General features: G+C 60.5%; 26 protein-coding genes. 20 read left to right on the top strand and 6 right to left on the bottom strand.

The window, feature by feature from the left end; translation table 11 throughout:
• Window positions 1–5: 5 nt before the first annotated feature.
• Genes FHJ80_RS05765 through hemC form a run of 4 tightly spaced genes read right to left on the bottom strand, consistent with a single transcriptional unit; the run spans window position 6 to window position 4,432 of the window.
• Window positions 6–1,268 (bottom strand): heme biosynthesis HemY N-terminal domain-containing protein, encoded by a 1,263-nt coding sequence (locus FHJ80_RS05765; RefSeq protein WP_139526059.1) that lies wholly within the window; start codon window positions 1,266–1,268, stop codon window positions 6–8.
• On the bottom strand, window positions 1,265–2,695 hold the full coding sequence (locus tag FHJ80_RS05760) for a uroporphyrinogen-III C-methyltransferase (RefSeq protein ID WP_176558218.1): 1,431 nt from the start codon (window positions 2,693–2,695) through the stop codon (window positions 1,265–1,267). The genes FHJ80_RS05765 and FHJ80_RS05760 overlap by 4 nt, the downstream gene beginning before the upstream one ends.
• 43 nt (window positions 2,696–2,738) lie before the next feature.
• On the bottom strand, window positions 2,739–3,491 hold the full coding sequence (locus FHJ80_RS05755) for a uroporphyrinogen-III synthase (RefSeq protein ID WP_139526058.1): 753 nt from the start codon (window positions 3,489–3,491) through the stop codon (window positions 2,739–2,741).
• Complete coding sequence (gene hemC, locus FHJ80_RS05750) at window positions 3,488–4,432, bottom strand: hydroxymethylbilane synthase (RefSeq protein ID WP_139526057.1); 945 nt, start codon at window positions 4,430–4,432, stop codon at window positions 3,488–3,490. The genes FHJ80_RS05755 and hemC overlap by 4 nt, the downstream gene beginning before the upstream one ends.
• A gap of 137 nt (window positions 4,433–4,569) precedes the next feature.
• Here hemC and FHJ80_RS05745 point away from each other — a divergent pair, with 137 nt between their 5' ends.
• The 8 genes from FHJ80_RS05745 (at window position 4,570) to FHJ80_RS05710 (ending at window position 13,130) form a co-directional block, all read left to right on the top strand.
• Window positions 4,570–7,017 (top strand): EAL domain-containing protein, encoded by a 2,448-nt coding sequence (locus FHJ80_RS05745; protein ID WP_139526056.1) that lies wholly within the window; start codon window positions 4,570–4,572, stop codon window positions 7,015–7,017.
• Window positions 7,018–7,114: 97 nt separating this feature from the next.
• Complete coding sequence (gene argH / locus FHJ80_RS05740) at window positions 7,115–8,518, top strand: argininosuccinate lyase (protein ID WP_139526055.1); 1,404 nt, start codon at window positions 7,115–7,117, stop codon at window positions 8,516–8,518.
• Window positions 8,515–8,643 carry a lipoprotein gene (locus FHJ80_RS05735; protein WP_139526054.1) on the top strand — a complete coding sequence of 43 codons (129 nt, stop codon included), beginning with the start codon at window positions 8,515–8,517 and terminating at the stop codon, window positions 8,641–8,643. Before argH ends, FHJ80_RS05735 begins: the two co-directional genes overlap by 4 nt.
• On the top strand, window positions 8,643–9,914 hold the full coding sequence (lysA, locus tag FHJ80_RS05730; RefSeq protein ID WP_139526053.1) for a diaminopimelate decarboxylase: 1,272 nt from the start codon (window positions 8,643–8,645) through the stop codon (window positions 9,912–9,914). The genes FHJ80_RS05735 and lysA overlap by 1 nt, the downstream gene beginning before the upstream one ends.
• The gene (dapF, locus tag FHJ80_RS05725; RefSeq protein ID WP_139526052.1) at window positions 9,914–10,747 is read left to right on the top strand and encodes a diaminopimelate epimerase; all 834 of its coding nucleotides are present in this window, start codon (window positions 9,914–9,916) and stop codon (window positions 10,745–10,747) included. The genes lysA and dapF overlap by 1 nt, the downstream gene beginning before the upstream one ends.
• A gap of 16 nt (window positions 10,748–10,763) precedes the next feature.
• Window positions 10,764–11,489 (top strand): DUF484 family protein, encoded by a 726-nt coding sequence (locus FHJ80_RS05720; RefSeq protein ID WP_139526051.1) that lies wholly within the window; start codon window positions 10,764–10,766, stop codon window positions 11,487–11,489.
• Complete coding sequence (locus FHJ80_RS05715; protein WP_139526050.1) at window positions 11,482–12,396, top strand: tyrosine recombinase XerC; 915 nt, start codon at window positions 11,482–11,484, stop codon at window positions 12,394–12,396. The genes FHJ80_RS05720 and FHJ80_RS05715 overlap by 8 nt, the downstream gene beginning before the upstream one ends.
• On the top strand, window positions 12,393–13,130 hold the full coding sequence (locus FHJ80_RS05710) for an HAD family hydrolase (RefSeq protein ID WP_139526049.1): 738 nt from the start codon (window positions 12,393–12,395) through the stop codon (window positions 13,128–13,130). Before FHJ80_RS05715 ends, FHJ80_RS05710 begins: the two co-directional genes overlap by 4 nt.
• 5 nt (window positions 13,131–13,135) lie before the next feature.
• Here FHJ80_RS05710 and yihA read toward each other — a convergent pair whose 3' ends face one another.
• The gene (yihA, locus tag FHJ80_RS05705; protein WP_139526048.1) at window positions 13,136–13,783 is read right to left on the bottom strand and encodes a ribosome biogenesis GTP-binding protein YihA/YsxC; all 648 of its coding nucleotides are present in this window, start codon (window positions 13,781–13,783) and stop codon (window positions 13,136–13,138) included.
• Between the two features lie 309 nt (window positions 13,784–14,092).
• On the opposite strand from yihA, the gene FHJ80_RS05700 reads away from it, so the two are divergent.
• From FHJ80_RS05700 to dtd, 10 genes are all read left to right on the top strand, one after another.
• A complete protein-coding gene (locus tag FHJ80_RS05700) occupies window positions 14,093–14,722 on the top strand; it encodes a cytochrome c (protein ID WP_139526047.1) in 630 nt (209 codons plus the stop codon).
• Window positions 14,723–14,840: 118 nt separating this feature from the next.
• On the top strand, window positions 14,841–15,473 hold the full coding sequence (locus FHJ80_RS05695) for a thiol:disulfide interchange protein DsbA/DsbL (RefSeq protein ID WP_139526046.1): 633 nt from the start codon (window positions 14,841–14,843) through the stop codon (window positions 15,471–15,473).
• A gap of 2 nt (window positions 15,474–15,475) precedes the next feature.
• On the top strand, window positions 15,476–16,324 hold the full coding sequence (locus FHJ80_RS05690; protein ID WP_139526045.1) for an endonuclease/exonuclease/phosphatase family protein: 849 nt from the start codon (window positions 15,476–15,478) through the stop codon (window positions 16,322–16,324).
• Window positions 16,325–16,420: 96 nt separating this feature from the next.
• Window positions 16,421–16,981: a TRAP transporter small permease subunit gene (locus FHJ80_RS05685; protein ID WP_139526044.1), complete on the top strand. Its 561-nt coding sequence runs from the start codon at window positions 16,421–16,423 to the stop codon at window positions 16,979–16,981.
• On the top strand, window positions 16,981–18,384 hold the full coding sequence (locus FHJ80_RS05680) for a TRAP transporter large permease subunit (RefSeq protein WP_139526043.1): 1,404 nt from the start codon (window positions 16,981–16,983) through the stop codon (window positions 18,382–18,384). The genes FHJ80_RS05685 and FHJ80_RS05680 overlap by 1 nt, the downstream gene beginning before the upstream one ends.
• 172 nt (window positions 18,385–18,556) lie before the next feature.
• Window positions 18,557–19,666 (top strand): TRAP transporter substrate-binding protein, encoded by a 1,110-nt coding sequence (locus FHJ80_RS05675; protein ID WP_139526042.1) that lies wholly within the window; start codon window positions 18,557–18,559, stop codon window positions 19,664–19,666.
• Window positions 19,667–19,779: 113 nt separating this feature from the next.
• Window positions 19,780–20,640, top strand: coding sequence for a bifunctional hydroxymethylpyrimidine kinase/phosphomethylpyrimidine kinase (gene thiD, locus FHJ80_RS05670; protein WP_231125624.1), 861 nt, complete (start codon window positions 19,780–19,782; stop codon window positions 20,638–20,640).
• A 149-nt stretch (window positions 20,641–20,789) separates the two neighbouring features.
• A complete protein-coding gene (locus FHJ80_RS05665) occupies window positions 20,790–21,635 on the top strand; it encodes a universal stress protein (RefSeq protein WP_139526041.1) in 846 nt (281 codons plus the stop codon).
• Between the two features lie 104 nt (window positions 21,636–21,739).
• The gene (locus FHJ80_RS05660; RefSeq protein ID WP_139526040.1) at window positions 21,740–22,321 is read left to right on the top strand and encodes a chalcone isomerase family protein; all 582 of its coding nucleotides are present in this window, start codon (window positions 21,740–21,742) and stop codon (window positions 22,319–22,321) included.
• A gap of 94 nt (window positions 22,322–22,415) precedes the next feature.
• The gene (gene dtd / locus FHJ80_RS05655; RefSeq protein ID WP_139526039.1) at window positions 22,416–22,853 is read left to right on the top strand and encodes a D-aminoacyl-tRNA deacylase; all 438 of its coding nucleotides are present in this window, start codon (window positions 22,416–22,418) and stop codon (window positions 22,851–22,853) included.
• 4 nt (window positions 22,854–22,857) lie between these two features.
• On the opposite strand, the gene FHJ80_RS05650 is transcribed toward dtd, so the two are convergent.
• On the bottom strand, window positions 22,858–24,804 hold the full coding sequence (locus FHJ80_RS05650; RefSeq protein WP_139526038.1) for an ABC-F family ATP-binding cassette domain-containing protein: 1,947 nt from the start codon (window positions 24,802–24,804) through the stop codon (window positions 22,858–22,860).
• Between the two features lie 29 nt (window positions 24,805–24,833).
• Here FHJ80_RS05650 and FHJ80_RS05645 point away from each other — a divergent pair, with 29 nt between their 5' ends.
• Both FHJ80_RS05645 and dctP read left to right on the top strand, forming a co-directional pair.
• Window positions 24,834–25,406, top strand: a complete 573-nt coding sequence (locus tag FHJ80_RS05645) for a TIGR02444 family protein (protein ID WP_139526037.1) — start codon at window positions 24,834–24,836, stop codon at window positions 25,404–25,406.
• 196 nt (window positions 25,407–25,602) lie between these two features.
• Entirely contained in the window at window positions 25,603–26,652 is a 1,050-nt protein-coding gene (gene dctP / locus FHJ80_RS05640; RefSeq protein ID WP_139526036.1) for a TRAP transporter substrate-binding protein DctP, read from the top strand.
• Window positions 26,653–26,737 lie beyond the last annotated feature (85 nt).

The raw sequence follows: 26,737 nt of genomic DNA, 5'->3' as shown, positions 1-26,737 counted from the left end.
GGCCGTTAAGCCGTCTTTTTCGCCGCTTTCTTATCCGTTTGCTTACTATCACTGGCATCGCTCGGCTGTGGCAGCGACGGCAATGATTTCGCCAGCATATCGACGCTGTGGCGATAGTAGAGCTGGCTCTTGTTATGCTCGCCTAGGCTTGCGTAAAGGCGCGCAAGCTCGGCGCATACTTCGCCGTTGGGGCGCTGGCGCTGGCTGGCTTCGAAGTACTCCAGCGCTTTCTCCCACTGGCCCACACGCAGCGACAGGCGGCCACAGGCGAGCAGCAGTTCGGGGTCGTTGGGGCGCTCTTGCAGCCATTTCTCTGCCTTGGCGAGCTGACGTGCGGCGTCCACGTTGAGCAAACCGTAGCGTTTGACCAAGCGTGCATCCCAGTGATGATCCAGCGAGTGGTTCAGCAGGCGTTCGGCAATCGGCTCTTCGTTGGCGTGCAGCAGTGCTTCGGTGTAGAGCACGATCAGCTCGGTATTGCCGCGCAGGTAGTCAGGCATATCGGCCCACAGCCCGCGAACCCGTTCGATGTTGGTGGGGTTTTGCGCTTCGAAGATGATCAGCTCACGATACGCCTTGAACTCCAGCTGTTCACGCTCTTGTTGCGTAATCAGCTTTTGCGCCGCCAGGCGTGGAATCAAGCGGCGCAGGCCCTCCCAGTCGTTGACACTAAGGTGGACCTGTTTCAGCAGCTTCAGCACCTGGGGATGATTGGTGAGCTGCTTGTCCAAGCGGTTGAGGATGGCCAGCGCCTCTTCCGGCTGCTGACGGTCGATCATCAGCTGCGCCTGCATCAAGCCGATGGCGGTATCCGCGCCGTCGGTAGTCAACTGGGCCTGGTTCAGGTGCTCTTGGGACTTCTCATGATGGCCCTGGTAGTGCGCGGCCAACGCTGCCGAGAGGTAGTTAACGAGCGGCGTGCTAGAGTCATCCGCGGCGCGAACTAAGGTTTTCTCCGCTTTCTTCCAGCGGCCCTCGGTAAGTGCCACCAAACCACGCACGGTACGTTTCATGGCGCGGCGGTTGCGAGCACGGCTATTCCAGGTACGGAAGCGGCCCACCGGACGAATGATGCCAGTGAGCAGGCGCAGCGCGAAGTGCAGGACGATAAAGGCACCCAGTAGCAGCACTAGCCCAAACCAGAACGAGGTTTGTACCGACGTGTCGCCCACTCGAATCAGCCAGTAACCGGGCACCGACATCATCAGATGCCCAAAGAGCGCGCCAACCGCAAGGCCCGCGACGATCAGCAGGATGAGTTTTCTCATGCATCACCTCCATCCTGACGACGCGACTCGAAACGGTTGTCGATGAAGCTGGCCAGCGCTTGCTGTGAGGCGCTGATATCCGGCAGCTCGGGCTTTACTTCGGCCTGCTTCAGCTCTTGAAGGCGGGCTATGACGCTCTGGGTCTCTTCACGCTCGGTGTCGTAGTAGCCGTTCAGCAGCTCCAGGGCTTTTTCGATGCTCGCTTCGTACAGCTCGGGCTCCTCTTTGAGCAGCGCCAGCTGAGACTGCTCGAGAATCAGGCGCAGGCTCTGGCGCAGGTAGGACTCCTGCTCCGGCGTGATCAACGCTTCCAGGGCTTCATCGTGCTGACGAATGACCACGAGATCTTTTAGCTCTTCACCGAAGCGGGCGAGCTGGCGCTGGAAGGTGCCGGTAGGCGGCTGCTCAATGCTCGACGTCACGGCGCGCTCTTCGATCTCTTGAGATAGGCGCAGACCCGCTACGCGCTCTTGCTGGGCATTCAGAGCTAAGTAAATGCCTGTGCGATCCACTTGAGGAACGGCGTCCAGCGCGGCGAGCTCGTTGGCAATTTCACGACGCACGGGCGTTAGCGCCGGGTTATCGGCATCGGCCAGACGGGCATCGGCGGTGCGCAGCAGAGCGGCGGCACCTTCCACATCACCCTCCAGCTGCAGGCGCTGATTCGCCAAACGCAGCAAGTAGGCCGCTTCGGCGTGAAGCCAATCGCGCTCGTCGGTGTCCTGCTCTTGTGAGAGCTGCGTCAGCACCTCGTCCAGCGTGCTGTTGACGTCGCTGCGATAGCTATCCAGCTCGCTGCGCAGTTCGCTCACGGTACTCTCCAGCGCTTGGCTTCGTTCGGCTTCGCCCTCTTCGATCCGTGACTCAAGCTCGCTGACCGCTTGCTGGGAAGCGCTGTTTTGCGCTTGCTGGGCCAATTCGTCCAGGCGCTGCTGCTGACTATCCAGGCGCTGCCAGCCTTGCCAAGTGATCAGGCCCAGGGCGAGTGCCAGGATAATCACCAACGCGATGGCAAGACCGCCGCCTTTGCTGCCGCCACTACCGGCTGTAGAGGCGGGCGGGATTGGCTTACCGGCACTGCCTGACGAAGCGGCTGGCTTGGTGTCGGCGGCGCTGTTCTTGGCGTCCTTCGTGTCCTTCGTGTCTTTCGTGTCCTTGGTGTTGCTAGCGGCGGACGTTTTGGCCGAGTCAGACGTCGGCCCGTTATGGCTCGCCGTGCCGGTTTGCGGTGCCGAAGAGGCACTGTTGCCACTCTTATGGCGGCGGCGCGAACGGCTATTTTTGGCCGCATAAGACGAGGAGGCGCTGCTAGCAGTCGACTCGCTTTTCGACGATGATGCCGCAGTATCGCTCGACGGCGTGTTCGCTTGGGATGTATCGGCAGACGTATTGTTGACGCCTTCCTGCTCGTTTGGTTGTTTGCTCATCTGTCGCTAGCCCTTATTAAGTTCCTTGATCGACATCGGCACCCTATGGGTTGCAGGACCGATCCAACGCGGCCACCAGCGCAGCCGGCGTTGCTCCCGACGCCACCTTGAGGTCACAAAAACCCAGTTTACCGGCCAGTGTAGCTAAACGGTGACTGGAAACGATTAGCGGTTGGTTCAACGCTGCTGGACCACACCATTTTGCCAGATATTCAAGCAGTTCGCCGCTGGTGACGATGAGCGCCCGGTAGTCACCACCGTGAAGGCGCTCGCGCAGGGCGGGGAGCGGCGGTTGATACACACGCCGATAGACTGCTAGACGCGTCACCTGGGCGCCGCGTGCTGTCAGCGTGTCGGCGATGAGCGTGCGACCGCCTTCACCGGCCACCAGCAGCACCCGCTGGTGCGCCAATTGGCGAAGCGACGCCAACGAGAGCAGCGCTTCACTGGTGTCTTCACCCCGATGGGGCGGGGGTATACGAACCTTAACCCCGAGCTGGTCGGACAGTATGCTGGCAGTGGCCCGCCCAACGCTATAGTAATCGATGCCAACGGGCAGCTGTGGCCAGTAGCGATCCAATGCCTCGCTCAAACAGTGTGCGGCAAAGGGGCTGACCACTACTATCTTATGGTACTGATCGATATCCAACCATATTTGGCGTTGGGCCGCCGCTTCGGGCAAAGCCTCCAAGCGCATGACGTCAAGGGACTCTACCCAGTCGTGGCGTTCGCGCAGGGCATCCGCCAGGGCTTGTCCACGCTCTCCTGGGCGGCAAATCAGAACCGGTTGGTTCATACGTGGCGACCGTAGACCTCTGCCAAGATATCGCCAGCGCCTTGATCTAGAAGCTCTTCGGCAATTCGGATGCCGAGCGCTTCCGGCTCGTGAATCGAGCCACGCCCCTCGGCTCGCAGCACTTCTGTGCCTTCTGGGTTGCCGACAAGCCCTCGAAGCCACAGCGTTTCGTTGCCTTTATCCAGAATGGCGTGTCCGGCTATCGGCACTTGGCAGCCGCCTTCTAGGCGCGTGTTCATGGCGCGCTCGGCGCGCACGCGGGTGGCGGTATCCTGATCGTCCAAGGGGGCCAGTAGCGCAATCAATTCGGGGTCGTGCAAGCGACATTCAATGCCTAGTGCGCCCTGGCCGCAGGCGGGCAGGCAGATTTCGGGGGGCAGTGCTTGGGCGATTCGCGCGTCGAGCCCCAGGCGCTGCAGGCCAGAGGTGGCCAGAATGATAGCGTCGAACTCGCCATCGTCGAGCTTACCAAGGCGAGTCTGGACGTTACCGCGCAGGTTGAGGATTTGCAGGTCCGGACGGGCTTCACGCATTTGTAGGCCACGACGTAGGCTGGCGGTACCGATGCGCGCACCTTCGGGCAGCTCGTCGATGCTGTTATAGTGGTTAGACACGAACGCATCGGTGGGGTCTGCCCCCTCTAAAATCACCGATAGCCCCAAGCCTTCGGGGAAGTGCATGGGTACGTCTTTCATGGAGTGCACGGCAATATCGGCGCGACCATCCAGCATGGCGTCTTCGAGCTCCTTGACGAACAGCCCTTTGCCACCAATTTTGGAAAGGGGCGTATCGAGGATTTTGTCGCCTTTGGTGGAGAGGGGGACAAGCTCGACGTCCAGTCCGCTATGGGCCGCCATCAAGCGGTCGCGGACGTACTCGGCCTGCCACATGGCCAACTGACTTTTACGTGTGGCAATGCGCAATTTAGTGATGGATGACACCTGATTCTCCCTTTGCCGCTGACACGGCGCGTCGAACTGTGATAATTCTCATCATAAAGCACCCAGCCACACAGTAAAAATAACCGGCCATATTTAGGGCCAGCGCTGACAGCCTTTAACGCCTGCTAGGAAACGCCATGCCCTCTGTCGAACCGCAAGGCAAGCTAGACCAATTCTTCCTGTTATCGCAGGATTTGCTCTGCTGCATTGACTTTGCGGGCACGCTGCTGAGCGTCAATCCTACCTTCGAGTCGTTGCTCGGTTACCCAGCACATGCGCTATTGGGTAAGCCCTGTGGTGTCGTCGTCGAGCCACGCGATCATCCCGTGATCGAAGCGGCACTAGCGAGCTTGTGCCGTGGTGAGAAGGTAAATACCTTCGACGTATGCGCGCGGACGGTCGAGGGCCAGCGTATTTGGCTTGAGGTATCGGCCTCCAGCGGCGACCAAGTCATTTATGTCATCGCACGGGACGTTACGCGGCGAAAAGCGGTCGAAAAGCAGTTGAGGCGCAACCAGCGGTTGTTTCGCATTGCCGGTGAAACGGCCCATATCGGGGGCTGGTACATGGACCTGGCCGTAGGGCTACCCATATGGTCCGAAGAAGTGTGCCGTCTGCACGACATGCCGGTGGGGCACCAACCCACCCTCGACGAAGCGCTCGGCTTCTACACGCCTCGTGTGCAGCCGCGTATTCGTTCCGTCTTTACTGCTTGCTGCGAGCAGGGCGTGAGCTTTGACGAAGAGCTCGAGATCGTGACCCGAGACGGGCGGCGACGTTGGGTGCGCGTGATTGGCCGCGCGGTGCGTGACGAGCTGGGCCAGATCATTCAGGTGCAGGGCTCGACTCAAGACATCACCGAACGTAAAGACACCGAGCGGCAGCTCACCTTGCTGGAGCGCAGCGTCGAGTCCAGTACCAACGGCGTGGTCATCGTCGACGCACAGCGCCCCGATTTACCCATGGTCTACGTCAATGCCGCTTTCGAGCGCATTACCGGCTACTCGCGTGACGATGTGCTGGGCCGCAACTGCCGCTTCTTACAGGGCGTCGACACCGATCCCGCCACCCTGGCGCAGCTTCGCAAAGGCATCGAAGCGCAGCGCGATGTGCATGTGGTGATTCGCAACTACCGTCGCAGTGGCGAGCCGTTCTGGAACGATCTTTATATTTCGCCAGTGCGCGACGAAGAGGGCGTGGTGACGCACTTCATTGGCGCGCAAAACGACATCACCGCCCAGCGTGAGTACCAGGCTCAACTCAGCCATAACGCCAACCACGACGCGCTGACGGGGCTGCCCAATCGGCTCATGCTCGATCAGCGCTTGGCCCAAGGGTGCCTGCTCGCCAGACGCTATCATCGCTATTTGGCCGTACTGTTCATCGATCTGGATGACTTCAAACCCATCAACGACACTCTTGGCCATGAGGTCGGTGACTTTATCCTGCGCGAAGTGGCCAAGCGCCTAGAAGAAGAGCTGCGGCCTTGGGACACCGTGGCGCGCTTTGGTGGCGACGAATTCATCGTCTTGCTCCCGGACTTGGCGCAAGAGGATGACGTGCTACAGGTCGTCGAGCGGCTGCTGACGCGAGTGTCTGCTCCCTACTGGTATCGCGGCAGCGAGCTGCGCATTACCGCCAGTATCGGTATCGCCACCGACGACGGCACGATTCGAGCGCCGCGCCAGCTGATCCAGCAGGCCGACCTGGCCATGTACAAGGCCAAGCGGCGAGGGCGTAACACCTTCCAGTGGTATACCGACGAGCTCAATCGCAAGGTCACCGAGCGGGTGAGCTTACGCCATGCGCTGCAGCAGGCCATCGAACAGCAGCAGTTCGAACTACACTATCAGCCGCAAATTCATCACAGCGGTCGAGTCGCCGGGGTCGAAGCGCTCATTCGTTGGCGCCACCCCGAGCGTGGCAACATCCCGCCGGGGCAGTTCATTTCGCTGGCCGAGGATACCGGTCAAATCATTCCAATCAGCGAGTGGGTGCTAGAGACGGCCTGTCGCGATGCGATGGTGCTCAATGCGCAGAGTGCGACGCCCATGACCATGGCGATCAACGTCTCGCCCATGCAGTTTCAGCGTCCCGGCTTTTTGGACTCGGTGAAGAACGTGTTGGCGCGCAGCGGTTTGCCACCGGCCTTGCTGGAGCTTGAACTGACCGAGGGCGTGCTCATGGATAGCGCCGAGCACACCATTCAAGCGCTCAAAGCACTGCGCCAGCTCGGTGTGCATATCGCCCTCGATGACTTCGGCACCGGCTTTTCCAGCCTGAGCTACCTGAAACGGTTGCCCATCAACAAATTGAAGGTCGACCGCTCGTTCGTACGCGACGTGGCGACCGACTCCCGTGATGCGGCCATCGTCGAGGGGGTCGTCACCATGGCCGACAAGTTGGGACTAGAAGTCCTCATCGAAGGTGTCGAAACGGCCGAGCAGTTTCATCATCTGCGCATGCTGCAGTGCGATCACTTCCAAGGCTACTACTTCGCTCGCCCAATGGCGTTGAGCGTGCTCAAGCACTTCTTGGACTCGCCATCCGCCGCCACGGCCAGCGCCGCTGATCCCATCTCCTGAGCGTGACGGCTGCAAAACGGCATGCCGTTCCAGGCGGTGACTCTGGTACACTTTCTTTTAACGACTCCATTAGATTTGTCAGCAGGATATCTCTCCGATGAGCCAAGCTACGAACCAGTCTTGGGGCGGTCGCTTCAGCGAGCCCACCGATGCCTTTGTTGCGCGTTTCACCGCGTCCGTGACGTTTGATCAGCGCCTAGCGCGCCAGGATATTCAGGGCTCGATCGCCCATGCCACCATGCTGGCGCGGGTAGGCGTGCTCACCGACGACGAGCGCGATGCGATCATCAACGGTTTGACCGAGATCCAGGGCGAGATCGAACGCGGCGAGTTCGACTGGTCGGTGCCGCTGGAAGACGTGCACATGAACATCGAAGCACGCCTGACCGACAAAATCGGCATTACCGGCAAGAAGCTGCACACCGGACGCTCGCGCAACGACCAGGTGGCCACCGACATTCGTCTGTTCATGCGCGATGAGATCGACGTGATCGAAGCGGAGCTGACACGCCTGCGCGACGGCATGATCGAACTGGCCGAGCGCGAAGCCGACACCATCATGCCAGGCTTCACCCACCTGCAAACCGCGCAGCCGGTCACCTTCGGCCATCATCTGCTGGCGTGGCAGGAAATGCTGGCCCGCGACCATGAGCGGCTTTTGGACTGTCGTAAGCGCGTAAACGTGATGCCGCTGGGCGCCGCGGCCCTGGCGGGCACGACTTACCCCATCGACCGCCACGTCACCGCGGACCTGCTCGGCTTCGACCGCCCGGCGGAAAACTCGCTGGATGCGGTGTCGGATCGCGATTTCGCCATCGAATTCACCAGTTTTGCCAGTATCTTGCTGATGCATCTCTCCCGCATGAGCGAAGAGCTGGTGCTGTGGACCAGCGCCCAGTTCGACTTCATCGACCTGCCCGACCGCTTCTGCACCGGTTCCTCCATCATGCCGCAGAAGAAGAATCCCGACGTGCCCGAGCTGGTGCGCGGTAAAACCGGGCGTGTCTATGGCCACCTGATGGCGCTGCTGACGCTAATGAAATCGCAGCCGTTGGCCTACAACAAGGACAACCAGGAAGACAAAGAGCCGCTGTTCGACGCCGTCGACACCGTGCGCGACTGTCTGAAAGCCTTTGCGGACATGGTGCCCGCCATCGAGCCCAAGAAAGAGAGCATGTACGAAGCGGCGCGTCGCGGCTTCTCCACCGCGACCGATCTGGCGGATTATCTGGTACGTAAAGGCGTCGCGTTCCGCGATGCTCACGAGATCGTGGGGCTGTCCGTCGCCTACGGTCTAAAAACCAAGAAAGACCTCTCAGAAATGAGCCTGGAAGAGCTTCAGCAGTTCTCCGATACCATCGAGCAGGACGTGTTCGAGGTGCTGACCCTGGAAGGTTCGGTGGCGGCCCGTAACCACATTGGTGGCACAGCGCCCGACCAAGTACGCGCGGCCGCAAGTCGTGCCCGTGAAGCGCTGGCGGCGCTCAAGGGGACGTCATGAAGCGCTATACGATCACACTCGGCGCGCTGCTGCTGGCCTCGCTGCTACTCGTCGGCTGTGGCCAGAAAGGGCCGCTCTATTTGCCTGACGACACATCCGATTCGGCCGCCGAGCAGGAGGGGTAATGGATCACTTTAACTACCGCGACGGCGTGCTCTACGCCGAAGACGTTCCGCTAACGCAACTGGCGGACAAGCTGGGCACGCCCTGCTACGTCTACTCCAAAGCGACGTTGGAGCGCCACTTTCGCGCTTACACCGAAGCGCTGGGCGGCCATCCGCACCTGATCTGCTACGCGGTGAAAGCCAACTCCAACCTAGCCGTGCTGGGCCTGCTGGCCCGCCTAGGCGCCGGTTTCGATATCGTCTCCGTGGGCGAGCTGGAGCGGGTGCTAAAAGCCGGTGGTGACCCCAGCAAAGTCGTGTTTTCCGGGGTCGCCAAGCAGCCCCAGGAAATGGCGCGGGCGCTGGAGGTCGGCATCAAGTGCTTCAACGTCGAGTCGCGCCCCGAGCTCGAGCGCTTGAACGCCGTGGCAGGGGAGCTGGGCCAAGTCGCCTCGGTATCCCTGCGCGTCAATCCCGACGTGGACGCGGGTACCCACCCGTACATCTCCACCGGTTTGAAGGACAACAAGTTCGGCATTCCCGTCGACGACGCGTTGGAGGTGTACCAGTTGGCCGCTAGCTTGCCCAACCTGCGGGTGACGGGACTGGATTGCCACATCGGTTCACAGCTCACCGAAACTGCGCCGTTCCTGGATGCCCTGGAGCGCCTGCTGGTGCTCATGGAGCGCCTGCGCGAGCACGGCATCGAGATCGACCACCTCGATTTAGGCGGTGGCCTGGGCGTGCCCTACCGCGACGAGAAGCCACCCCAGCCGTTCGACTACGCCAGCCAGCTGTTGGCGCGCCTCTCCCGCTGGGAAGGCGGTGAAACGTTGACGCTGCTGTTCGAGCCGGGCCGCTCCATCGCCGCCAACGCTGGGATGATGCTCACCCGCGTCGAGTTTTTGAAACCTGGCGAGACCAAGAACTTTGCCATCGTCGATGCGGCCATGAACGACTTGATTCGCCCGGCGCTGTACCAGGCGTGGCAGGCGATCGTGCCGGTGGACACCCGCCAAGCACGGGACACCGCCACCTACGACGTGGTAGGGCCGGTGTGCGAAACGGGCGACTTCCTGGGCAAGGAGCGCGAGCTGGCGATTGCCGAGGGCGATCTGTTGGCGGTGCGCTCCGCCGGTGCTTACGGCTTCGTCATGGCATCCAATTACAATAGCCGTCCCCGTCCCCCCGAAGTGATGGTGGATGGTGATACCTTTCACGTGGTGCGCGCTCGGGAAGCGCTGGAAAGCCTGTGGGCCGGCGAGGCGCTGCTGCCCGAAGGAGCGCGCTGATGCTGCTGCACTTCACTAAAATGCACGGCTTGGGCAACGACTTCATGGTGGTGGATCTGGTCACCCAGCGGGCGCGCCTGCGCGACGAGCAGATTCGCCAGCTGGCGGACCGGCGCTTCGGCATTGGCTTCGACCAGCTGCTGATCGTCGAGCCGCCCCGCGATCCGGACATGGATTTTCGCTACCGTATCTACAACGCCGACGGTAGCGAAGTGGAGAACTGTGGCAACGGCGCGCGCTGCTTTGCCCGCTTCGTGCGCGACCAGCGCTTGACCCACAAGCATGACATCCACGTCGAAACAGCCGGAGGCCCGCTGGTGCTCCACGTACAGCACGACGGCATGGTACGCGTGGACATGGGCAGGCCGCGCTTCAACCCAACCGCGCTGCCTTTCGAGGCGCCGGGTGACCAGCCGCTGCACGAGGTGGAAGCCGACGGTGAGACGCTGCAGATTGGTGTGGTGTCCATGGGCAACCCCCATGCGGTTCTCCAGGTCGAGAACGTCGATAGCGCGCCGGTGGAGCGCCTGGGGCCACTGTTGGAGGCGCACCCGCGCTTTCCCAACCGGGTCAACGTGGGCTTCATGCAGGTGGTCTCGCCCAGCGAAATTCGCCTGCGGGTATTCGAACGAGGCAGCGGTGAAACCCTGGCCTGCGGCACCGGTGCCTGTGCGGCGGTGGCCAGCGGTATTCGTCAGGGTCTTTTGAAGAGTCCGGTGAAAGTGCATTTGCCCGGCGGGCAACTCAGCATCGAGTGGCCGGACCCTGAGGCGTCGCTGGTCATGGTGGGCCCCGCCACGCGGGTGTTTGACGGTCGGGTATCACTCAACTAATGCGAGGAGAACGGCGATGTCTCAAGCTCCTGAGCCGCGTAAAACGCTCGATCCGGATCAAGTAGCGTTTTGGCTGGCCCGACACCCCGATTTTTTCATTGGTCGTGAAGGGCTGCTGCAGCAACTCAAAGTGCCGCATCCGCATATCGAAGGCGCCGTATCGCTATTAGAGCGTCTGGTGATCGACCTTCGCCAGCGCGCCGAAACGGCGGAAGGGCGGCTTGAGCATTTGTTGGAAACCGCGCGGCACAACGAGTCGCAGTACCGCCGACTGCGGGAGACGCTGCTCAGCTTGGTCGAAGCGGAAGACCGCGATGCCCTCGCTCAAGCGCTGGCGACGCAGTTGAGCGAGCGTTTTCAAACCCCCGCGATGGCGTTGTGGTGCCCCGCCTCGTTGAGCGATGCGGAACCGGCGCCGCCTCAGCCACCGCGCCACGTGCTGGATCAGCACGCCAGCGCCCGCTTGGCAGCGCTGCTGGATGGTCGAACCAGCCGCTGCGCCAAGCTAAGCGTCAGCGACTGGAAGTGTCTGCTGCCCCATACCAAAGCGCCCCGCAAGGCGGGCTCCTGTGCCATCACGCGACTCTCGGCCGGAGAGCAGCTAGGCTATTTGCTGCTTGCAAGCCCCGACCCCGACAGCTATCGCGCCAGCATGGATACGCTATTTACCGAGTACCTGGGCGATATCGTCGCGCGCCTGCTGCTGCGATTAGGCCCCCACGGCGTGGAGCAGCATGGCTAGCCAAGCGACGCTGACAAACGCCGTTGAAGAGTACCTAGCGCAACTGGCGACTCACGCCAGTCCCGCAACGGTGGCAGCCTACCGCCAGGATCTGGCGGCGTTTTGTCAGTTTGCTGACCAGCGCGGCGTGACTCAGGCCAGCGCGCTGGACACGACGCTGGCAAGAGCTTTCCTCGGTACCGAGCGTAGCCGGGGGCTGGCGCCCCGAACGCTGGCCCGCCGTCGCGCGGCACTGTCGCGTTTCGCCGATGCCTTGGTAGAACGCCATGTGCTGGTGGATAACCCGATTCAACTGTTGCGCACCCCCAAGCAGCCCAGCCACCTGCCCAAACCGTTGGACGTAGACGCGCTGTCGCGCTTTCTGGACACTCCCCACGACGGCTCGCCGCTCTCGCTTCGTGACCAGGCCATGTTGGAGCTTTTCTACTCCAGCGGTCTGCGTTTAGCAGAGCTCGCGGCGCTGGACGTGAATCACTTGGCGGCCAACCATGTGCGGGTGATGGGTAAAGGCAGTAAGCCTCGCCAAGTGCCGGTGGGACGGCGTGCCCAGCAGGCGCTCACCGCGTGGCTCGCCTGCCGGGCCAGTTGGGTAGACAGTGCTGAAACGGCACTGTTCGTCGGGCAGCGCGGGCAGCGGTTGGGCCATCGGGCGATTCAGAAACGCTTGGCGCAACTGTCAGTGATGCGCGGCCTCCCCGAACACCTTCACCCCCACCGCCTGCGCCACTCTTTTGCCAGCCATCTGTTGGAGTCCAGCCAGGACTTGCGCGCTGTGCAGGAGCTGTTGGGCCACGCCAATCTATCGACGACCCAAGTGTACACGCGGCTGGATTGGCAGCATCTTGCCGAGAGCTACGATGCCGCGCATCCCCGCGCCAAACGCCGCCCCAGTGGGAGTGAATCATGATCACGTTAGACGCCATCACCTTTGATTTGGACGACACCCTGTGGGACAACCAGGGCGTGATGTTGAAAACCGAGGAAGGGCACTACCGCTGGTTGCTGGAAGCGCTCACCGCGTGGCGGTCGGCGCGTCAGGAGGCACCGCTACCACTCACCTACGAGGAGGGGGTAGAAGACTATTTAAAGCGTCGCCAGCAGTGGGCCCACCAGGTGCCCGAACGACGTGGCGACTTCACGTGGTTGCGTCTGCGAGCGCTGGAGGCCCAGTTGGAGGAGAGCGGCTTGGCACGTAGCGCCGCGCTACTATGGGCCGCTGCCGCCATGAACGAGTTCCACCGTCTGCGTGTGCAGGTCACCCCGCACCCTGAAGCGGCCGGGCTGCTCTCGGCGCTCGCCGAGCGCTATCGGCTCGCGGCGATTACTAACGGTAACATTCACCTCAAACGTCAGCCGCTGGCGGCGCACTTTCCAGTGGCGATTGCAGCGGGTGAGCTGCTGGCACCGAAGCCGGATCCCAAGCCGTTTCTCACCGCGTTGGAGCGCCTGAATACCGTGCCGAGACGGGCCATGCACGTGGGTGACTCCTGGCAAGAAGACGTACTTCCCGCTCAGCAGCTCGGTATGCACGCCGCTTGGGTGGCCGAGCGCGGCGACCAAGCGCTGCCCGAGCGGGTACATCGTATTGCCCACGTCAAAGAGTTACCCGAGCTGATCGCATGGCTGGAGCGACAAGCCTAGGCCCGTTACTCGTTGGCGTCTTCAGGGGTGTAGAGCCACTGGTCGAGCTTTTGGGAGAGCATGTCGACGCCGTCACGCTTCAGCGACGAGAAGAGCTGGACCGATACCAAATCTTCCCACTCCCTCAAGCGAGAGCGCACCTTTTGGAGGGCGGCGCTGGCCGGGCCGCGTTTCAGTTTGTCGGCCTTGGTTAGCAGGATGTGCACCGGCATGCCGCGCTGGTCGGCATAATCGAGCATCATTTGGTCGAATTCGGTCAGCGGATGGCGAACGTCCATGAGCAGTACGAGGCCGCGCAGGCTAAAACGGCCGCGCAGATAGTCGGACAAGTGCTGCTGCCACTCGAGCTTGACCGCTTCCGGTACTTTGGCGTAGCCGTAGCCGGGCAAGTCCACCAAGCGACGCGACGTATCGTTCATCACGGTGAAGAAGTTGATGAGCTGGGTGCGGCCGGGTGTTCGCGAGGTGCGCGCTAGCGCGTTTTGCCGGGTAAGCGCATTGATAGCGCTGGATTTACCGGCATTGGAGCGCCCGGCAAAGGCCACTTCTGCCCCCGTATCGTCTGGGCATAGCGCCAAGGTCGGCGCGCTGATCATAAAGCGCGCAGTGGGATAGTTTAGCCGAGGGACTGGGCTATCATGAGGGGTAGACATGGAGTTCATCCTGAAAAACAAACGTATGACACGGCCTGCCCGGGCACTCTCGAGTGAGCGAGGGCGGTACCGCGACGAATTACCCCAAAAGCAGACCTGGACTTGCATTCCCGCCGCTAGGGTGATTCGTTATAATGCAAGCGGTTTATAACTGCGACCTGGGGCGCTAGTGTACCATCGCGCTCTAGCCAGCAGCGACCAACGCGATATGTTGTTCGTTTTGGCGGAGCTGACCCTGGTAATGTGCTGAACCTGGGCAGCGCCCAGGGTGCGTACCAGTCAATAATCAAACGGCATAGTGGAATAGCAATGAGAAAGTTACTGGCAAGCCTGGCAATTACCATGGGTGCCGTTGGCACCGCCCACGCCCAAACGGACCTCCAAGCCGACGCTGATGCAGCGGCGGGTCGCGAACTTGCGCAAACCTGTGCCGCCTGTCATGGCCAGCAGGGCATTAGCGCAGTGGGTACCTTCCCCAACCTGGCAGGACAGCAGATGTCCTATCTGGCCAAACAGATCATGGACATTCGTGACGGCAACCGTGTCGTCCCACAGATGGCCGGTTTGGTCGATGACTACTCAGACCAAGATGCTTGGGACGTCGCTGCCCACTTTGCAGGCCAAGAGGCTAACCTCGGTCAAACCAGCGATGAAGACGCTGAGTTGCTAGCCCGCGGTGAAGAGCTGTATCGCGCAGGCGATATGTCCAAAGGCATTCCCGCCTGTAGCGCCTGTCATACGCCCACGGGTGTCGGCATCGGCAGTGCGGTCTATCCGGCGCTGTCCGGCCAGCATGCAGAGTACACCGTCTCCACGCTGCAAGACTTTGCCTCCGGTGAGCGCGCCAATAGCCCGAACAACATCATGGGCGATATCGCTTCCAAGATGAGCGACCAAGACATGGAAGCCGTCGCCAACTACGTGCTGGGCTTGAACTAATTTCCCCTCCGCCGGTTTCCCTATCCTGTGAAATATCCGCCGGATGGGGAACCTGCCTGGCCCGCCAGGGGTCATAGCCACACTTTTTGTTGGCCTGCTTTTTTGGAGAGTTCTCGCTATGTTGAAAACGTTAATGGTCGCACTGGCCGGTCTGGGCTTGTCTGCAGCGGTAAGCGCTCAAGAACTGGTCGAAGGCCAACACTACACGCTGCTGGAGTCGCCGGTGGCGACCCAGGTAGACGATGATCAGATCGAAGTGACCGAAGCGTTCTGGTTTGGCTGCCCGCACTGCTACCGGCTGCAAACGTCCGTGAATGAGTGGTACGAAACGCTGGACGATGACGTAAGCATCGTGAAAATGCCAGCCACCATGGGCGGTGACTGGAATACCCATGCGACGGCTTTCTATGCTGCCCAGTCGTTAGGAATCGAAGAAGAGCTGCACCAGGACTTCTTCGACGCCATTCACCAAGACGGTCGTTCGTTGACCGAAGCAGACGACATCGCCGACTTCTTCTCTGATTACGGCGTGAGCGAAGAAGAAGCCCAAAAAGCGCTGACCGCGTTCAGCGTGCGTAGCGAGGTCAACAAGGCCAACAGCCGTATGCGTGACATGCGTCTTATGGGCGTGCCAGCACTGATCGTGGATGGCCGCTACGTGGTATCGCCCCAGTCGGCTGGCAGCTTGGAAAACATGCCACAAATCGCCGATGCGCTGATCGACAAAGTTCGCAGCGAGCGTGCGCAATAACGGTGCTTGAGCACGGTCACACGGGCGGGCCAACTCGCTCGCCCGGAGCGCTTCCCTCCTCCGCGCTGTTGGAACGCGGCCATCTTCGGCTGCTGACCTTCAACTTGCAGGTAGGTATTCAAACCTCTGCCTACCACCACTACCTCACGCGGAGTTGGCAGCATGTGCTGCCCAACCCCCAGCGTATCAAGCGGTTGGCGCTAGTGGGCAGCGTGTTGGAGCAGTTCGACGTGGTAGGGCTTCAAGAGGTCGATGGCGGCAGCTTTCGCTCCAGCCGAGTCAATCAGGTGGAGTACTTGGCAGCCCAGGCGAAGTTTCCGCACTACTTTCAACAGCTCAACCGCAATTTGGGTCAGTTTGCCCAGCACAGCAACGGCCTGCTTTCTCGTTTGACGCCTAGCCACATCGAAGAGCATCGGCTGCCCGGCATGTTGCCCGGCCGCGGCGCGATTCACGTGCGTTACGGCGAAGGCCCAGATGCGCTGCATATCTTCGTCGCCCATTTGGCGCTTAGCCACCGTGGTCGCGTGCGTCAGCTCGACTACCTCAGCGACATCATCGAGCCGCTGCGACACGTGGTGGTCATGGGTGACTTGAACTGCACGCCCGATCAGCTTCATGCCCACGAGCGGTTTAGCACCTCACTACCGCTGCACCCTGTCAAACCGCTACTCAGCTACCCTTCCTGGCAACCGCGCCGCGCGTTGGATCATATTTTGCTGTCGCAAACGCTGGAAGCCGCCGAGGTGCGCGTACTGGATCATCTCTTTTCCGACCATCTGCCGATCGCGGTGGATCTGCCGCTGCCAGCGGCGTGTCTCTCGTCTATCAGCGCGAACGTTGAACAATAAGCCGTAAGAGCGTCTTTGGGGCGCTGCATTGTCTGCGTATATGCGCTATTGTCTGGGGCGCTGACTCCCCTTAGCCGTTTTACGCGAGACACTTCCATGTCGGACACAACACAACTACCTGCGTTTATCGGTGCGCTGGACCGCGCTTCGGATTGGTTCGGGCGTACCCTTGCGTGGCTGATCATCATCATGATGTTGATTCAGTTCGCGATTGTTCTGCTTCGCTATATGTTCAGTATCAATAGTATCTTCATGCAAGAGCTGGTGATGTACATGCATGCTAGCGTCTTCATGCTCGCTGCTGCCTATACCTTTCGCCACGATGGCCATGTCCGCGTCGATATTTTCTATCGTGGGATGACACCTCGCCGACAGGCGCTGGTGAATATAGTGGGTATTCTGTTGCTGATGATTCCGGTGATGCTGTTCGTCATCGCGTCCAGCTATGGTTATGTGGCGAACTCTTGGCGCATCATGGAAACCTCCTCGGATTACGGTGGCATACCCGCCGTATTTGCACTGAAGACGCTGATTCCGGTGTTTGCGGTCTTGATGATCCTTCAAGGGCTGATCGAAGTCGTGCGCAATGGCTATGTCTTCACCGGGCGAATGACGCCGCCAACTGCCGCTGACAATCACCTCGAGGAGCGTGTTTGATGCTCGAATTTATGCCGCTTATTCTGTTTGCCGCCATCTGTATCGTATTGATGTTCGGCTTTCCCGTGGCTCTGTCGCTGGCGGGCACTGCGTTGCTGTTTGCAGGCATGGGGCTGGGGCTGGAAGCCATTGGCATCGACGCCAACTTCGATAGCGGCTATCTAGCCGCGCTACCCAATCGTCTTTACGGCATCATGACCAATCAGACGCTCTTGGCGGTACCGCTATTCGTCTTGATGGGCGTGCTGCTGGAGAAGTCCAAAGTCGCCGAAACGCTGCTGGATGCCATGGCGCTGCTCTTTGGCTCCATGCGTGGCGGCCTGGGGATTTCGGTCACGCTGGTGGGCATGCTAATGGCCGCTTCTACCGGCATCGTAGGGGCAACCGTGGTCACCATGGGGTTGATGTCGCTGCCCACCATGCTCAAGCGTGGCTACAGTACGTCGCTGGCCACGGGCACCATTTGCGCTACCGGCACGCTGGGGCAGATCATTCCGCCCTCCATTGCCCTGGTACTGCTAGGCGATGTCTTGTCGTCTGCGTATCAGCAGGCCCAGCTCGACATGGGCATCTTCAGCCCGAAAACGGTGTCCGTGGGCGACCTGTTCATGGGGGCGCTCGTGCCAGGGTTGATTCTCGTCGTCATGTACATGATCTACGTGGGCTTGGTGGCGTTTTTCCGTCCCAGCATGGCGCCAGCGGCAGACCGCGAAGAGCTGATGGCCGAGCTTGGCCACACCTCGGGCTTGGGCATCCTGCTACTCAAAGGCCTGGTGCCGCCAGTGGTGCTGATCGTCGCCGTACTGGGTTCTATCCTGAGTGGTTTTGCAACGCCCACTGAGGCATCGGCGGTGGGTGCCTTTGGTGCCTTAGTGCTGGCATTGGCTTATCGTCAACTGGATTGGGCAACCCTCAAAGACGTGCTGCGTTCGACCACCCATGTCACCACGATGGTGTTCCTGATTCTGATCGGCGCGGCACTGTTTTCGCTGGTTTTCCGCGCCTATGGCGGTGAGCACATGGTCACCGAGCTGTTCGAGAGCATGCCAGGGGGCGTGATTGGAGCCACGATTATCGTCATGCTGGTGATCTTCCTGCTTGGCTTCATTCTCGACTTCATCGAAATCACCTTCGTGGTGGTGCCAATCGTCGGTCCGATCCTGCTGGCGATGGGACTCGACCCGATTTGGTTGGGCATCATGATCGCCATCAACCTGCAGACCTCCTTCCTGACGCCTCCGTTCGGTTTCGCGCTGTTTTATCTGCGCGGCGTGGCGCCACCGTCGGTGCCCACCTCGGCCATCTACCGTGGCGTGGTGCCGTTCATCCTGATGCAGTTAGGAATGTTGCTGTTGCTGACGTTCTTCCCGCAGTTGGCGACCTGGCTGCCGACACAGTTCTAAGACGCACTTAGTTGAAAAATAACGCTGCTATCAACGCAAGAGAGTGGCAACCTTCACTAAAAGCAGCCAAGCTGCAGACACACAATGGCTTGTAACAACCCGCTTGGTGGCACACGCCAAGTGGGGTATTCCCTACCCATAACAGCAATAAAACAAGCAAGAGGGTTAACGCATGAAAGCCAAAGCACTGCCTGTCGCCATTGCCATGACGACCGCTCTTTCTGCCAGTCTGCTGGTCGTATCCAGCTTCGATAACCAGGCCCAGGCACAAGAGAATTTTCGCTGGAAAATGGTCACTTCCTGGCCGAAAAACTTCCCCGGTGTGGGCCAAGGCCCTGAGCGGCTCTCCCAGCTCGTCGAGGAGATGTCCGATGGCCGGTTGACCATCGAAGTCTTCGGAGCAGGTCAGCTCGTGCCAGGCTTCGAGGTGTTCGATGCGGTGGCAGACGGCACCGCCGAGCTGGGCCACTCCGCCTCCTATTACTGGAAAGGCAAAGCGCCAGCGGCCCAGTTCTTTGCTGCCGTACCGTTTGGCATGAACGCTCAGGAAATGAATGCTTGGCTCAGCTACGGCGGTGGTATGGAGCTGTGGAACGAGCTTTATGATGATTTTGGCGTCGATGTGTTGGTCGCAGGGGCCTCCGGTGTTCAGATGGGCGGCTGGTACAACAAAGAGATCAACTCGGTAGACGACCTGGAAGGCTTGAAAATGCGCATGCCGGGTCTGGGGGGCGAAGTGATGAGCCGCATGGGCGTGGCCATCGTCAACATGCCCGGCGGTGAAATCTTCACGTCGCTACAGTCCGGTGCCATCGACGCCACCGAGTGGATCGGCCCCTACAACGATCTCGCCTTTGGTTTGCACCAAGCCGCTGATTACTACTATTACCCAGGCTGGCATGAGCCGACGGTGATGTTCGAAGCCATCGTGAATGAAGAGGCATGGGCGGAACTGCCCGCCGACCTTCAGGCGATTCTGCGCACTGCCATCAGCGACATCAACCAAAGCGTTCTGGATGAGTACACCGCCCGAAACAACGACGCCTTGGAAACCCTGGTCAACGAGCACGATGTCGAACTGCGCCGCATCCCTGACGACGTGCTGGCCCAGGCTCGCGAACACTCAGCCGACGTAGTGGGTGAGCTGGCTGCATCCAGCGAGCTGGCGACCCGCATCTATGACTCTTATCGCGAGTTCCAGGACAAGGTCGAGGATTACCACGCGATTTCCGAGCAGGCGTATTACAACGCCCGCAACCCGGACGGCGATACCACCCAGTAACGCCATGCCTCCACAAGGTCGCCCTCGGGCGGCCTTTTCGTGAGATTAAGGCAGCGTAAGTGCGGCGGCTTGAGTATCCTATGCAGATACTGTTCTGCTTGGTAAGGAGCCCCATGTCCACGCCCGCTATGCTCACGCCTTCACGACCTGCCGACGCTCGCTTGCGTAATGTATTGACCATCGCTGGCTCCGACCCCTCTGGAGGTGCCGGTCTGCAGGGCGATCTCAAGACATTTTCCTCCCTTGGCGTTTATGGCACGAACGTGATCACGGCGGTGATTGCCCAGAACACCTGTGGCGTCGCCTCGGTGTACCCTGTATCGCCCCAAGCGATCCGTGAGCAGCTCGAGCATCTGTTGAACGATGTGACTATCGATGCAGTGAAAATCGGCATGGTGGCAAGTCGTGACGTGGCGGAAGTCATTGCAGACGTACTACGCCAACGGCGTCCGCGCTGGATCGTGCTCGACCCGGTGATGGTAGCGAAGAGCGGCGATATCCTGGTCGATAACGCGGGCATTCGTGCCGTGCGGGAAGTGCTGGTGCCGCTCGCTGACGTGATTACCCCCAACCTACCGGAAGCGGCCGTGCTGCTGGACGCACCTGCGCCCACCAGTTTGGACGAAATGGAAGCGCTGCTGCCTAAGCTGGTGGCCCTTGGCGCGCCCTTTGTGGTGCTAAAGGGCGGCCATTTGCGTGGCGATACCTGCCCCGACTTGCTGGCCACTCCCAGCGGACAGCAGTGGCTACCGGCTTCCCGCATTGCTACTGAGAATCTTCATGGCACGGGCTGCGCGCTCTCTTCTGCCATTGCTGCCTGCCTGGCAAAGCTGCCTGACGCGGCTGAAGAGGATGCGCCAGAGCAGGCCATTACCGAGGCAAAGCAGTGGCTGCATAGCGCACTGGCGGCCAGCCACCGTTTAACCGTTGGCAAAGGGCGTGGTCCGGTACACCACTTCCATGCGTGGTGGTAGGCCGGTGGGCGAGCGCCACGCAGAATAAACGTCGGATCGAGGGGAAAGGCGGCGCAGAGTCTCCTTGCGAGATAGGGCAGCGGGCACCATGCTGAAGGGTGCCCGTTTGTTTGCCTATCAGGCTGAGCCATTCGGCCAAGGAGCTAGCCATGTCTCGCACGCTGCTATTTGCCACTGACCTGTCACAGGAAAATCGCGCGGCCTTTGCCCGTGCGCTGCGCCTTGCCCATCAGCAGGGCGCGCAGTTGGACGTGCTCCACGTGCTCGACCCCTACCTTCCCCATCGGATGCTTCACGACCTGGAGCGCGCGGTCAGCGATGACATTAGCGCGACGCTCACCGATCTTCGTGAGGATTACGCGCTCGAACTCCCTTCGCTGATGATTCAAACGGTGGTGGGCGATGCCCATGTGGAGATCGTTCGCGAAGCCCATGAGCGTCATGCATCGCTAATCGTGCTTGGCATGCACCGTAAGCGGGGTGAGAAAGATTTACTCTTTGGCACGACCTTGATGCGTATTCTGCGCAGTACCCCTTGCCCCGTGGTGGTAGCGTCATACCGACCGACGCAGCCGTGGCAGCATATCGTGGTGCCGATCGACTTTTCTCTCACCGCTCGACAAACGCTAAAAGAGGCACTGATCCGCTTTCCCGACGCTCAGCTCACGCTGCTGCACGCGTGGAACCTGCCCGGTGAGCGAGAGCTGGGTAACCAGGCATTTTATGCCCAGTGGCGTGATCATGAGGTCGCCCGCCTACGAGAAGCGCTGGACAACGAGGTCGAAAGCCTCATGCGCGAACTAGACGGCATACCCGATATCGAGCTGGTGCTGGAACCGGGCCAGCCCTGCGACGTGCTGCACGACTATATCAAGCGCCACTCGCCAGACTTGGTCATGTTGGGTAGCCGCTGCCGACCGCATCAACCCAACCCGCTCACCGACATGTTGCTGAGCGAACCCCACTGCGACGTGATGGTGTGTCGACCTTGGTAGCCGTTAGTGCCGTTTCGAGCATGACTGTACGGAACCTTTATTGTCTTGGCGAGTATGTATAGCTATACGTGAAACCAGCCAAGCCAATACGGGAGGAGGACACCGTGCAACCACGCCTTGTGACAGCCCTACTGTCGACCTGTTTGCTCATAGGAACCACCGTGGCGGTCAGTAGCGCCCAAGCCGAAAGCGTGACCGAGCGGGGCGAACGCTTCGACCGTGTGGTGGAAGAGAATGGCCAGCGCTATGTGCTGCTGGGAAGCGGCGTATTTCGTTACATGATATGGACCGCTTATGCGGGGGCGTATTATCAGTTGGAGGGGGAGCGCGAGCCTCAGCCGTTAAGCGATGTACCCCGCCGTTTGGAACTTGCCTACTTTCATGAGATTGCTGCCGACGACTTTGCCGAGGCGACAGAGAAAACGCTCGACGATTCGTTGACGCTTTACGAGTTCAATCAGGTGAAAGAGAACATGGCGCAGTTGAATCAACGGTACCGGGATGTGGTACCCGGTGATCGGTACCTGTTGAGCTGGGACGGTGAGCAGTTACGCCTTGCCCTCAACGGTGAGACGCTCTACGAGGATAGCAGCGCCGAGTTTGCCAGCGCGATGTTCGGCATTTGGCTGGGCGAGCGCCCGCTGGGTGAAGAGTTTCGCGACGCGCTACTGGGCGTGGACGGATAGCGGCTGACCACGCACCATCTCGCTTGGGCCAGCCCTCGCCTCAGTTTACACTCGCCCTCTTCGACAGCGCCAATGAACGGACAAAGGGGTAAGCGTGAAAGCACTGATTCAGCGGGTCAAACACGCCAGCGTCACGGTGGATGGCAGCACCATCGGTGCGATCGACCACGGGTTGCTGGCACTGGTAGGTGTCGAGAAAGGCGACAGCGAGGCGGAGGCCGATAAACTGCTGCACAAGCTGCTGCATTACCGCGTGTTCAGCGACGACGCGGGCAAGATGAATCACAACTTGCAGCAGGCCCAAGGAGGCTTGCTGCTGGTGTCGCAGTTCACGCTTGCGGCCGACACGCACAAGGGGCTGCGCCCCAGTTTTTCCAGCGCCGCGCCGCCCGAGGAGGGGCAGCGGCTGTTTCATTACCTCGTCGATCGAGCGCGCGCTGCTTGGCCCCAGGTGGCGACTGGCCAGTTTGGCGCGGACATGCAGGTTGCGCTGACGAACGATGGCCCGGTCACGTTTCTGCTGAAGAGCTAGCGCTCTAGGCACTCTCACTGGCGAGCAATTCGGCTTCCATGGCTTCCAGTGCCTCTTCGGCGGCGAGCCACGACTGCTCGGCGTCGTCTAGCTGCGCTTTGATCGTTGCCTGCTTGGCCAGCGCATCGGTCAGCTCCGCTTTGCGGGCGCCGTCAGTGTAGAGCTCAGGGTCGGCGAGTATGGCCTCGACCTCCTCGAGCGAGTGCTGCGCTCTTTCCATGGCCTTTTCCGCCTTATCGCGCTCTTTTTTCAAAGGGCGCAGCTTCTCGCGCAGCTCGGCCGCTGCTTTGCGGGCGGCTTTACGGTCGCCGCTGGGCTGTTGGCTCTGGCGTTCGCTCTTTTCACTACGGGCGTCGCGGCGGTTCTCTTCCAACCGCGCCTTGAGCCAAGCCCGGTAATCCTCCAAGTCACCGTCGAAGGGCTCGACCCGGTGGTCGGCGACCCGCCAAAACTCATCGACCGTGGCGCGCAGTAGGTGACGGTCGTGGGAGACCAAAATGACCGTGCCCTCGAAGCCTGCCAGCGCTTCCGTGAGCGCCTCGCGCATTTCCAAATCCAGGTGGTTGGTCGGCTCGTCCAGCAGCAGCAGATTGGGTTTTTGCCAAGCGACCAGCGCCAGTGCCAGCCGCGCTTTCTCACCGCCCGAGAAGGTGGCGACTTCCCCGAAGGCGTCGTCGCCCTTGAAACCGAAGCCGCCTAGAAAATTGCGAATCTCTTGATCGCTGGCGGTGGGCGAGAGCCGCTGCACGTGGACGAACGGCGTCGTGGTCACGTCCAGCCCCTCCAGCTGATGCTGAGCAAAGTAACCAATCGCTAGGTGCTCGCCGGGCACGCGCTTGCCGTCGAGCAGCGCCAGCTCGCCGGTGAGCGACTTGATCAGTGTGGATTTACCCGCGCCGTTGGGTCCCAGCAGGCCGATCCGGCTGCCGGGAAGCAGCGTAATGTTCACCTTGTCGAGCTGTGCGACGTCGCCCGCCTGGCTGCGGTAGCCTAGCGTGGCTTGATCCAGCACTAGCAGCGGGTGAGAGGTCTTATCTGCCGCGGGCAGGGTGAAGTGAAAGGGAGAGTCCACGTGGGCCATGGCGATATCTTCCATGCGCTCCAGCATCTTGACGCGGCTCTGCGCCTGACGCGCCTTAGTGGCCTTGGCCTTGAAGCGAGCGATAAAACGCTCGATCTCTTCGCGGCGCGCCTGCTGTTTGGCTGCTTCGGCCTGCTGCAGGGCGAGCTTCTCCGCCCGTGTGCGCTCGAATCGAGAGTAGTTGCCCCGATAGAGTTCCAGCGTTTGATGATGCATGTGGACGATGTGGTCGCACACGGCATCCAGAAAGTCCCGGTCGTGAGAGATCAGCAGCAGCGTGCCGGGGTAGCGGGTGAGCCACTGCTCTAGCCACAGCAGGGCGTCCAGATCCAGGTGGTTGGTCGGCTCATCGAGCAGCAGCAAGTCGGAAGGCATGAACAGCGTACGGGCAAGATTGACCCGCATTCGCCAGCCGCCGGAAAAATCGGACAGCGGGCGCATCAGGTCCGCCTGGACGAAGCCCAGCCCCACCAGTAGCTGGGCCGCGCGGGATTCGGCGGTGTAGCCATCCAGCGTTTCGATCAGCCCGTGTAGCTCCGCTTCGCGATGGGCGTCGCCCGCTTCCCGAGCGGCGAGCAAGTCGGCTTGCGCCTTGCGCAATGCGTGATCGCCATCCAGCACGTACTCCACGATGGGGCGATCCAGCGCCTCCACTTCCTGGGCCATGTGGGCGATCCGCTGGCCACCGCTCATCTCGACGTCACCCTGATCAGGGCCCAGCTCGCCCAGCAGGAGTTTGAATAGACTCGACTTACCGGCACCGTTCGCCCCAATGATGCCGGCCTTGACGCCGTTATGGAGCGTCAGATCGGCGTTTTCTAGGAGCGTTTGCGTACCCCGTTGCAGGGCGACTTGGCGCAGTGCGATCATGTTTTCTCCCGAAAAAAGTGGGTAAACCAATGCGCGATTCTAACCGATTGCAGCGCTTGCAGCAGAGGCCGCTGTGGGATTTTGCTTTGGCGCTCTATGCCAGGCCCGGCGTCGAGCAGGCCTGCCTCACGTTGCAGGATGAGGCTGGTGTGGATGTGTGTGAGCTGCTGTTCCATTGCTGGCTCTATCAGCAGGGTCTGGCGGCCTCGCCAGGCCCGCTCGCTACCATACGCGCCGAGCGCATGGCTTGGCAGCAGCAGGTGACGGTGACGCTACGAACGCTTCGCCGCCGGTTGAAACCCGAAGCCGCCCACAACGAGGCCGTCAAAGCGTTGCGTGCCACGCTGCAGAGTGCCGAGCTGCAGGCAGAGCGTGAAAACCTTCAACGTTGGCAGCAGTGGGCGCTCGGCTCATCAGACGCGGACGCGCGCTTAACAAAAAGCGACATAAGCCAGCACAATGTTGCACAGTGGCTGCAAGATACGCTGTTTTCGACGCCGCTTGACAACGATTTGTGTCGCGCGCCACGCGGGCGCGAGAGTACGAGAGCGGCCCTTTTTGCCCTGGCAAGCCAGCTTGACCGCTGTGAATCACCACGCTAGCCTGAAATTAAGCTGTTTTTGAATAACCCGTGTTAGCTTCGCTGGCGATCGTCCGCTAACCCACAGCAATGAACGACGTTACTGCGTGTTAGCGGCTGAACAAACGCTGAATAAAAGTGGAGCGACTCGGGATATACAAACACTAAGATCCTTGCGCTCTCGTACGGCGCGCTTACCACTGCTAGGGGAACTCTGCATGAAGGCAAGCACATTAGTTTCGACTCGTTCCGTCACCACCAAGTTGCTCACCACGGCAAGCGTGGGTGCACTGCTGCTGGGTTTGAGCGCGACCGCTCAGGCAGATAACTGGCGTTACGCACACGAAGAGTACGAAGGCGACGTGCAGGATGTCTTCGCTTACGCATTCAAGGAGTACATCGAAGAGAACTCCGATCACACCGTCCAAGTTTATCGCTTTGGTGAGCTTGGCGAATCCGACGACATCATGGAGCAGACGCAAAATGGCATCCTCCAGTTCGTCAATCAGTCACCTGGCTTTACCGGTGCGCTGATCCCAGAAGCGCAAATCTTCTTCATTCCGTATCTGCTGCCGACCGACGAAGAGACCGTTCTAACGTTCTTCGACGAGAGTAAAGCCATCAATGAAATGTTCCCGGAGCTTTACGCCGAGCAGGGTCTCGAGCTTCTAAAAATGTACCCCGAGGGTGAAATGGTGGTCACCACCGACGAGCCGATTAGCTCGCCGGAAGACATGAATAACAAGAAAATCCGCACCATGACCAACCCGCTGCTGTCGGAAACCTACGACGCCTTTGGCGCGACGCCGACACCGCTGCCGTGGGGCGAAGTCTACGGTGGCCTGCAGACCGGCATCATCGATGGTCAGGAAAACCCGATCTTCTGGATCGAGTCTGGCGGTCTGTACGAAGTGTCTCCGCACCTGACTTTCACTGGCCACGGTTGGTTCACCACCGCGATGATGGCCAACCAGGACTTCTACGAAGGCCTGTCCGATGAAGACAAAGAGCTGGTCCAGAACGCCTCGGACGCGGCCTACGACCACACTATCGAGCACATCAAAGGGCTAGCCGATGAAGCGCTGGCCAAAATCCAGGAAGCGTCTGACGAAGTCACCGTGACACGCTTGAACGAAGAGCAGATCCAAGCGTTCCGCGAGCGCGCACCGCAGGTCGAGGAAGCCTTCCTCGAAATGACGGGCGAGCGCGGTGCCGAGCTGCTGGAGCAGTTCAAAGCGGACCTCGAAGCCGTCGAAAGCGAGTCCTAATCGGTTAGCGCGCTTGCGTTAATCACATGACGTCGCCAAGGGGCAGCCAGCGCTGCCCCTTTTTTGTTGTCCACCCCTCTAGCGA

The organism is Halomonas sp. BL6, assembly GCF_006228115.1.
GTDB lineage: Bacteria > Pseudomonadota > Gammaproteobacteria > Pseudomonadales > Halomonadaceae > Vreelandella > Vreelandella piezotolerans.
This window is presented reverse-complemented; position numbering and strand designations above follow the sequence as displayed.

Coding starts and splice junctions, on each gene's coding strand:
- FHJ80_RS05765 (WP_139526059.1), bottom strand. CDS start 1,268: ATGAGAAAACTCATCCTGCTGATCGTCGCGGGCCTTGCGGTTGGCGCG.
- FHJ80_RS05760 (WP_176558218.1), bottom strand. CDS start 2,695: ATGAGCAAACAACCAAACGAGCAGGAAGGCGTCAACAATACGTCTGCC.
- FHJ80_RS05755 (WP_139526058.1), bottom strand. CDS start 3,491: ATGAACCAACCGGTTCTGATTTGCCGCCCAGGAGAGCGTGGACAAGCC.
- FHJ80_RS05745 (WP_139526056.1), top strand. CDS start 4,570: ATGCCCTCTGTCGAACCGCAAGGCAAGCTAGACCAATTCTTCCTGTTA.
- argH (WP_139526055.1), top strand. CDS start 7,115: ATGAGCCAAGCTACGAACCAGTCTTGGGGCGGTCGCTTCAGCGAGCCC.
- FHJ80_RS05735 (WP_139526054.1), top strand. CDS start 8,515: ATGAAGCGCTATACGATCACACTCGGCGCGCTGCTGCTGGCCTCGCTG.
- lysA (WP_139526053.1), top strand. CDS start 8,643: ATGGATCACTTTAACTACCGCGACGGCGTGCTCTACGCCGAAGACGTT.
- dapF (WP_139526052.1), top strand. CDS start 9,914: ATGCTGCTGCACTTCACTAAAATGCACGGCTTGGGCAACGACTTCATG.
- FHJ80_RS05720 (WP_139526051.1), top strand. CDS start 10,764: ATGTCTCAAGCTCCTGAGCCGCGTAAAACGCTCGATCCGGATCAAGTA.
- FHJ80_RS05715 (WP_139526050.1), top strand. CDS start 11,482: ATGGCTAGCCAAGCGACGCTGACAAACGCCGTTGAAGAGTACCTAGCG.
- FHJ80_RS05710 (WP_139526049.1), top strand. CDS start 12,393: ATGATCACGTTAGACGCCATCACCTTTGATTTGGACGACACCCTGTGG.
- yihA (WP_139526048.1), bottom strand. CDS start 13,783: ATGTCTACCCCTCATGATAGCCCAGTCCCTCGGCTAAACTATCCCACT.
- FHJ80_RS05700 (WP_139526047.1), top strand. CDS start 14,093: ATGAGAAAGTTACTGGCAAGCCTGGCAATTACCATGGGTGCCGTTGGC.
- FHJ80_RS05695 (WP_139526046.1), top strand. CDS start 14,841: ATGTTGAAAACGTTAATGGTCGCACTGGCCGGTCTGGGCTTGTCTGCA.
- FHJ80_RS05685 (WP_139526044.1), top strand. CDS start 16,421: ATGTCGGACACAACACAACTACCTGCGTTTATCGGTGCGCTGGACCGC.
- FHJ80_RS05680 (WP_139526043.1), top strand. CDS start 16,981: ATGCTCGAATTTATGCCGCTTATTCTGTTTGCCGCCATCTGTATCGTA.
- FHJ80_RS05675 (WP_139526042.1), top strand. CDS start 18,557: ATGAAAGCCAAAGCACTGCCTGTCGCCATTGCCATGACGACCGCTCTT.
- thiD (WP_231125624.1), top strand. CDS start 19,780: ATGTCCACGCCCGCTATGCTCACGCCTTCACGACCTGCCGACGCTCGC.
- FHJ80_RS05665 (WP_139526041.1), top strand. CDS start 20,790: ATGTCTCGCACGCTGCTATTTGCCACTGACCTGTCACAGGAAAATCGC.
- FHJ80_RS05650 (WP_139526038.1), bottom strand. CDS start 24,804: ATGATCGCACTGCGCCAAGTCGCCCTGCAACGGGGTACGCAAACGCTC.
- FHJ80_RS05645 (WP_139526037.1), top strand. CDS start 24,834: ATGCGCGATTCTAACCGATTGCAGCGCTTGCAGCAGAGGCCGCTGTGG.
- dctP (WP_139526036.1), top strand. CDS start 25,603: ATGAAGGCAAGCACATTAGTTTCGACTCGTTCCGTCACCACCAAGTTG.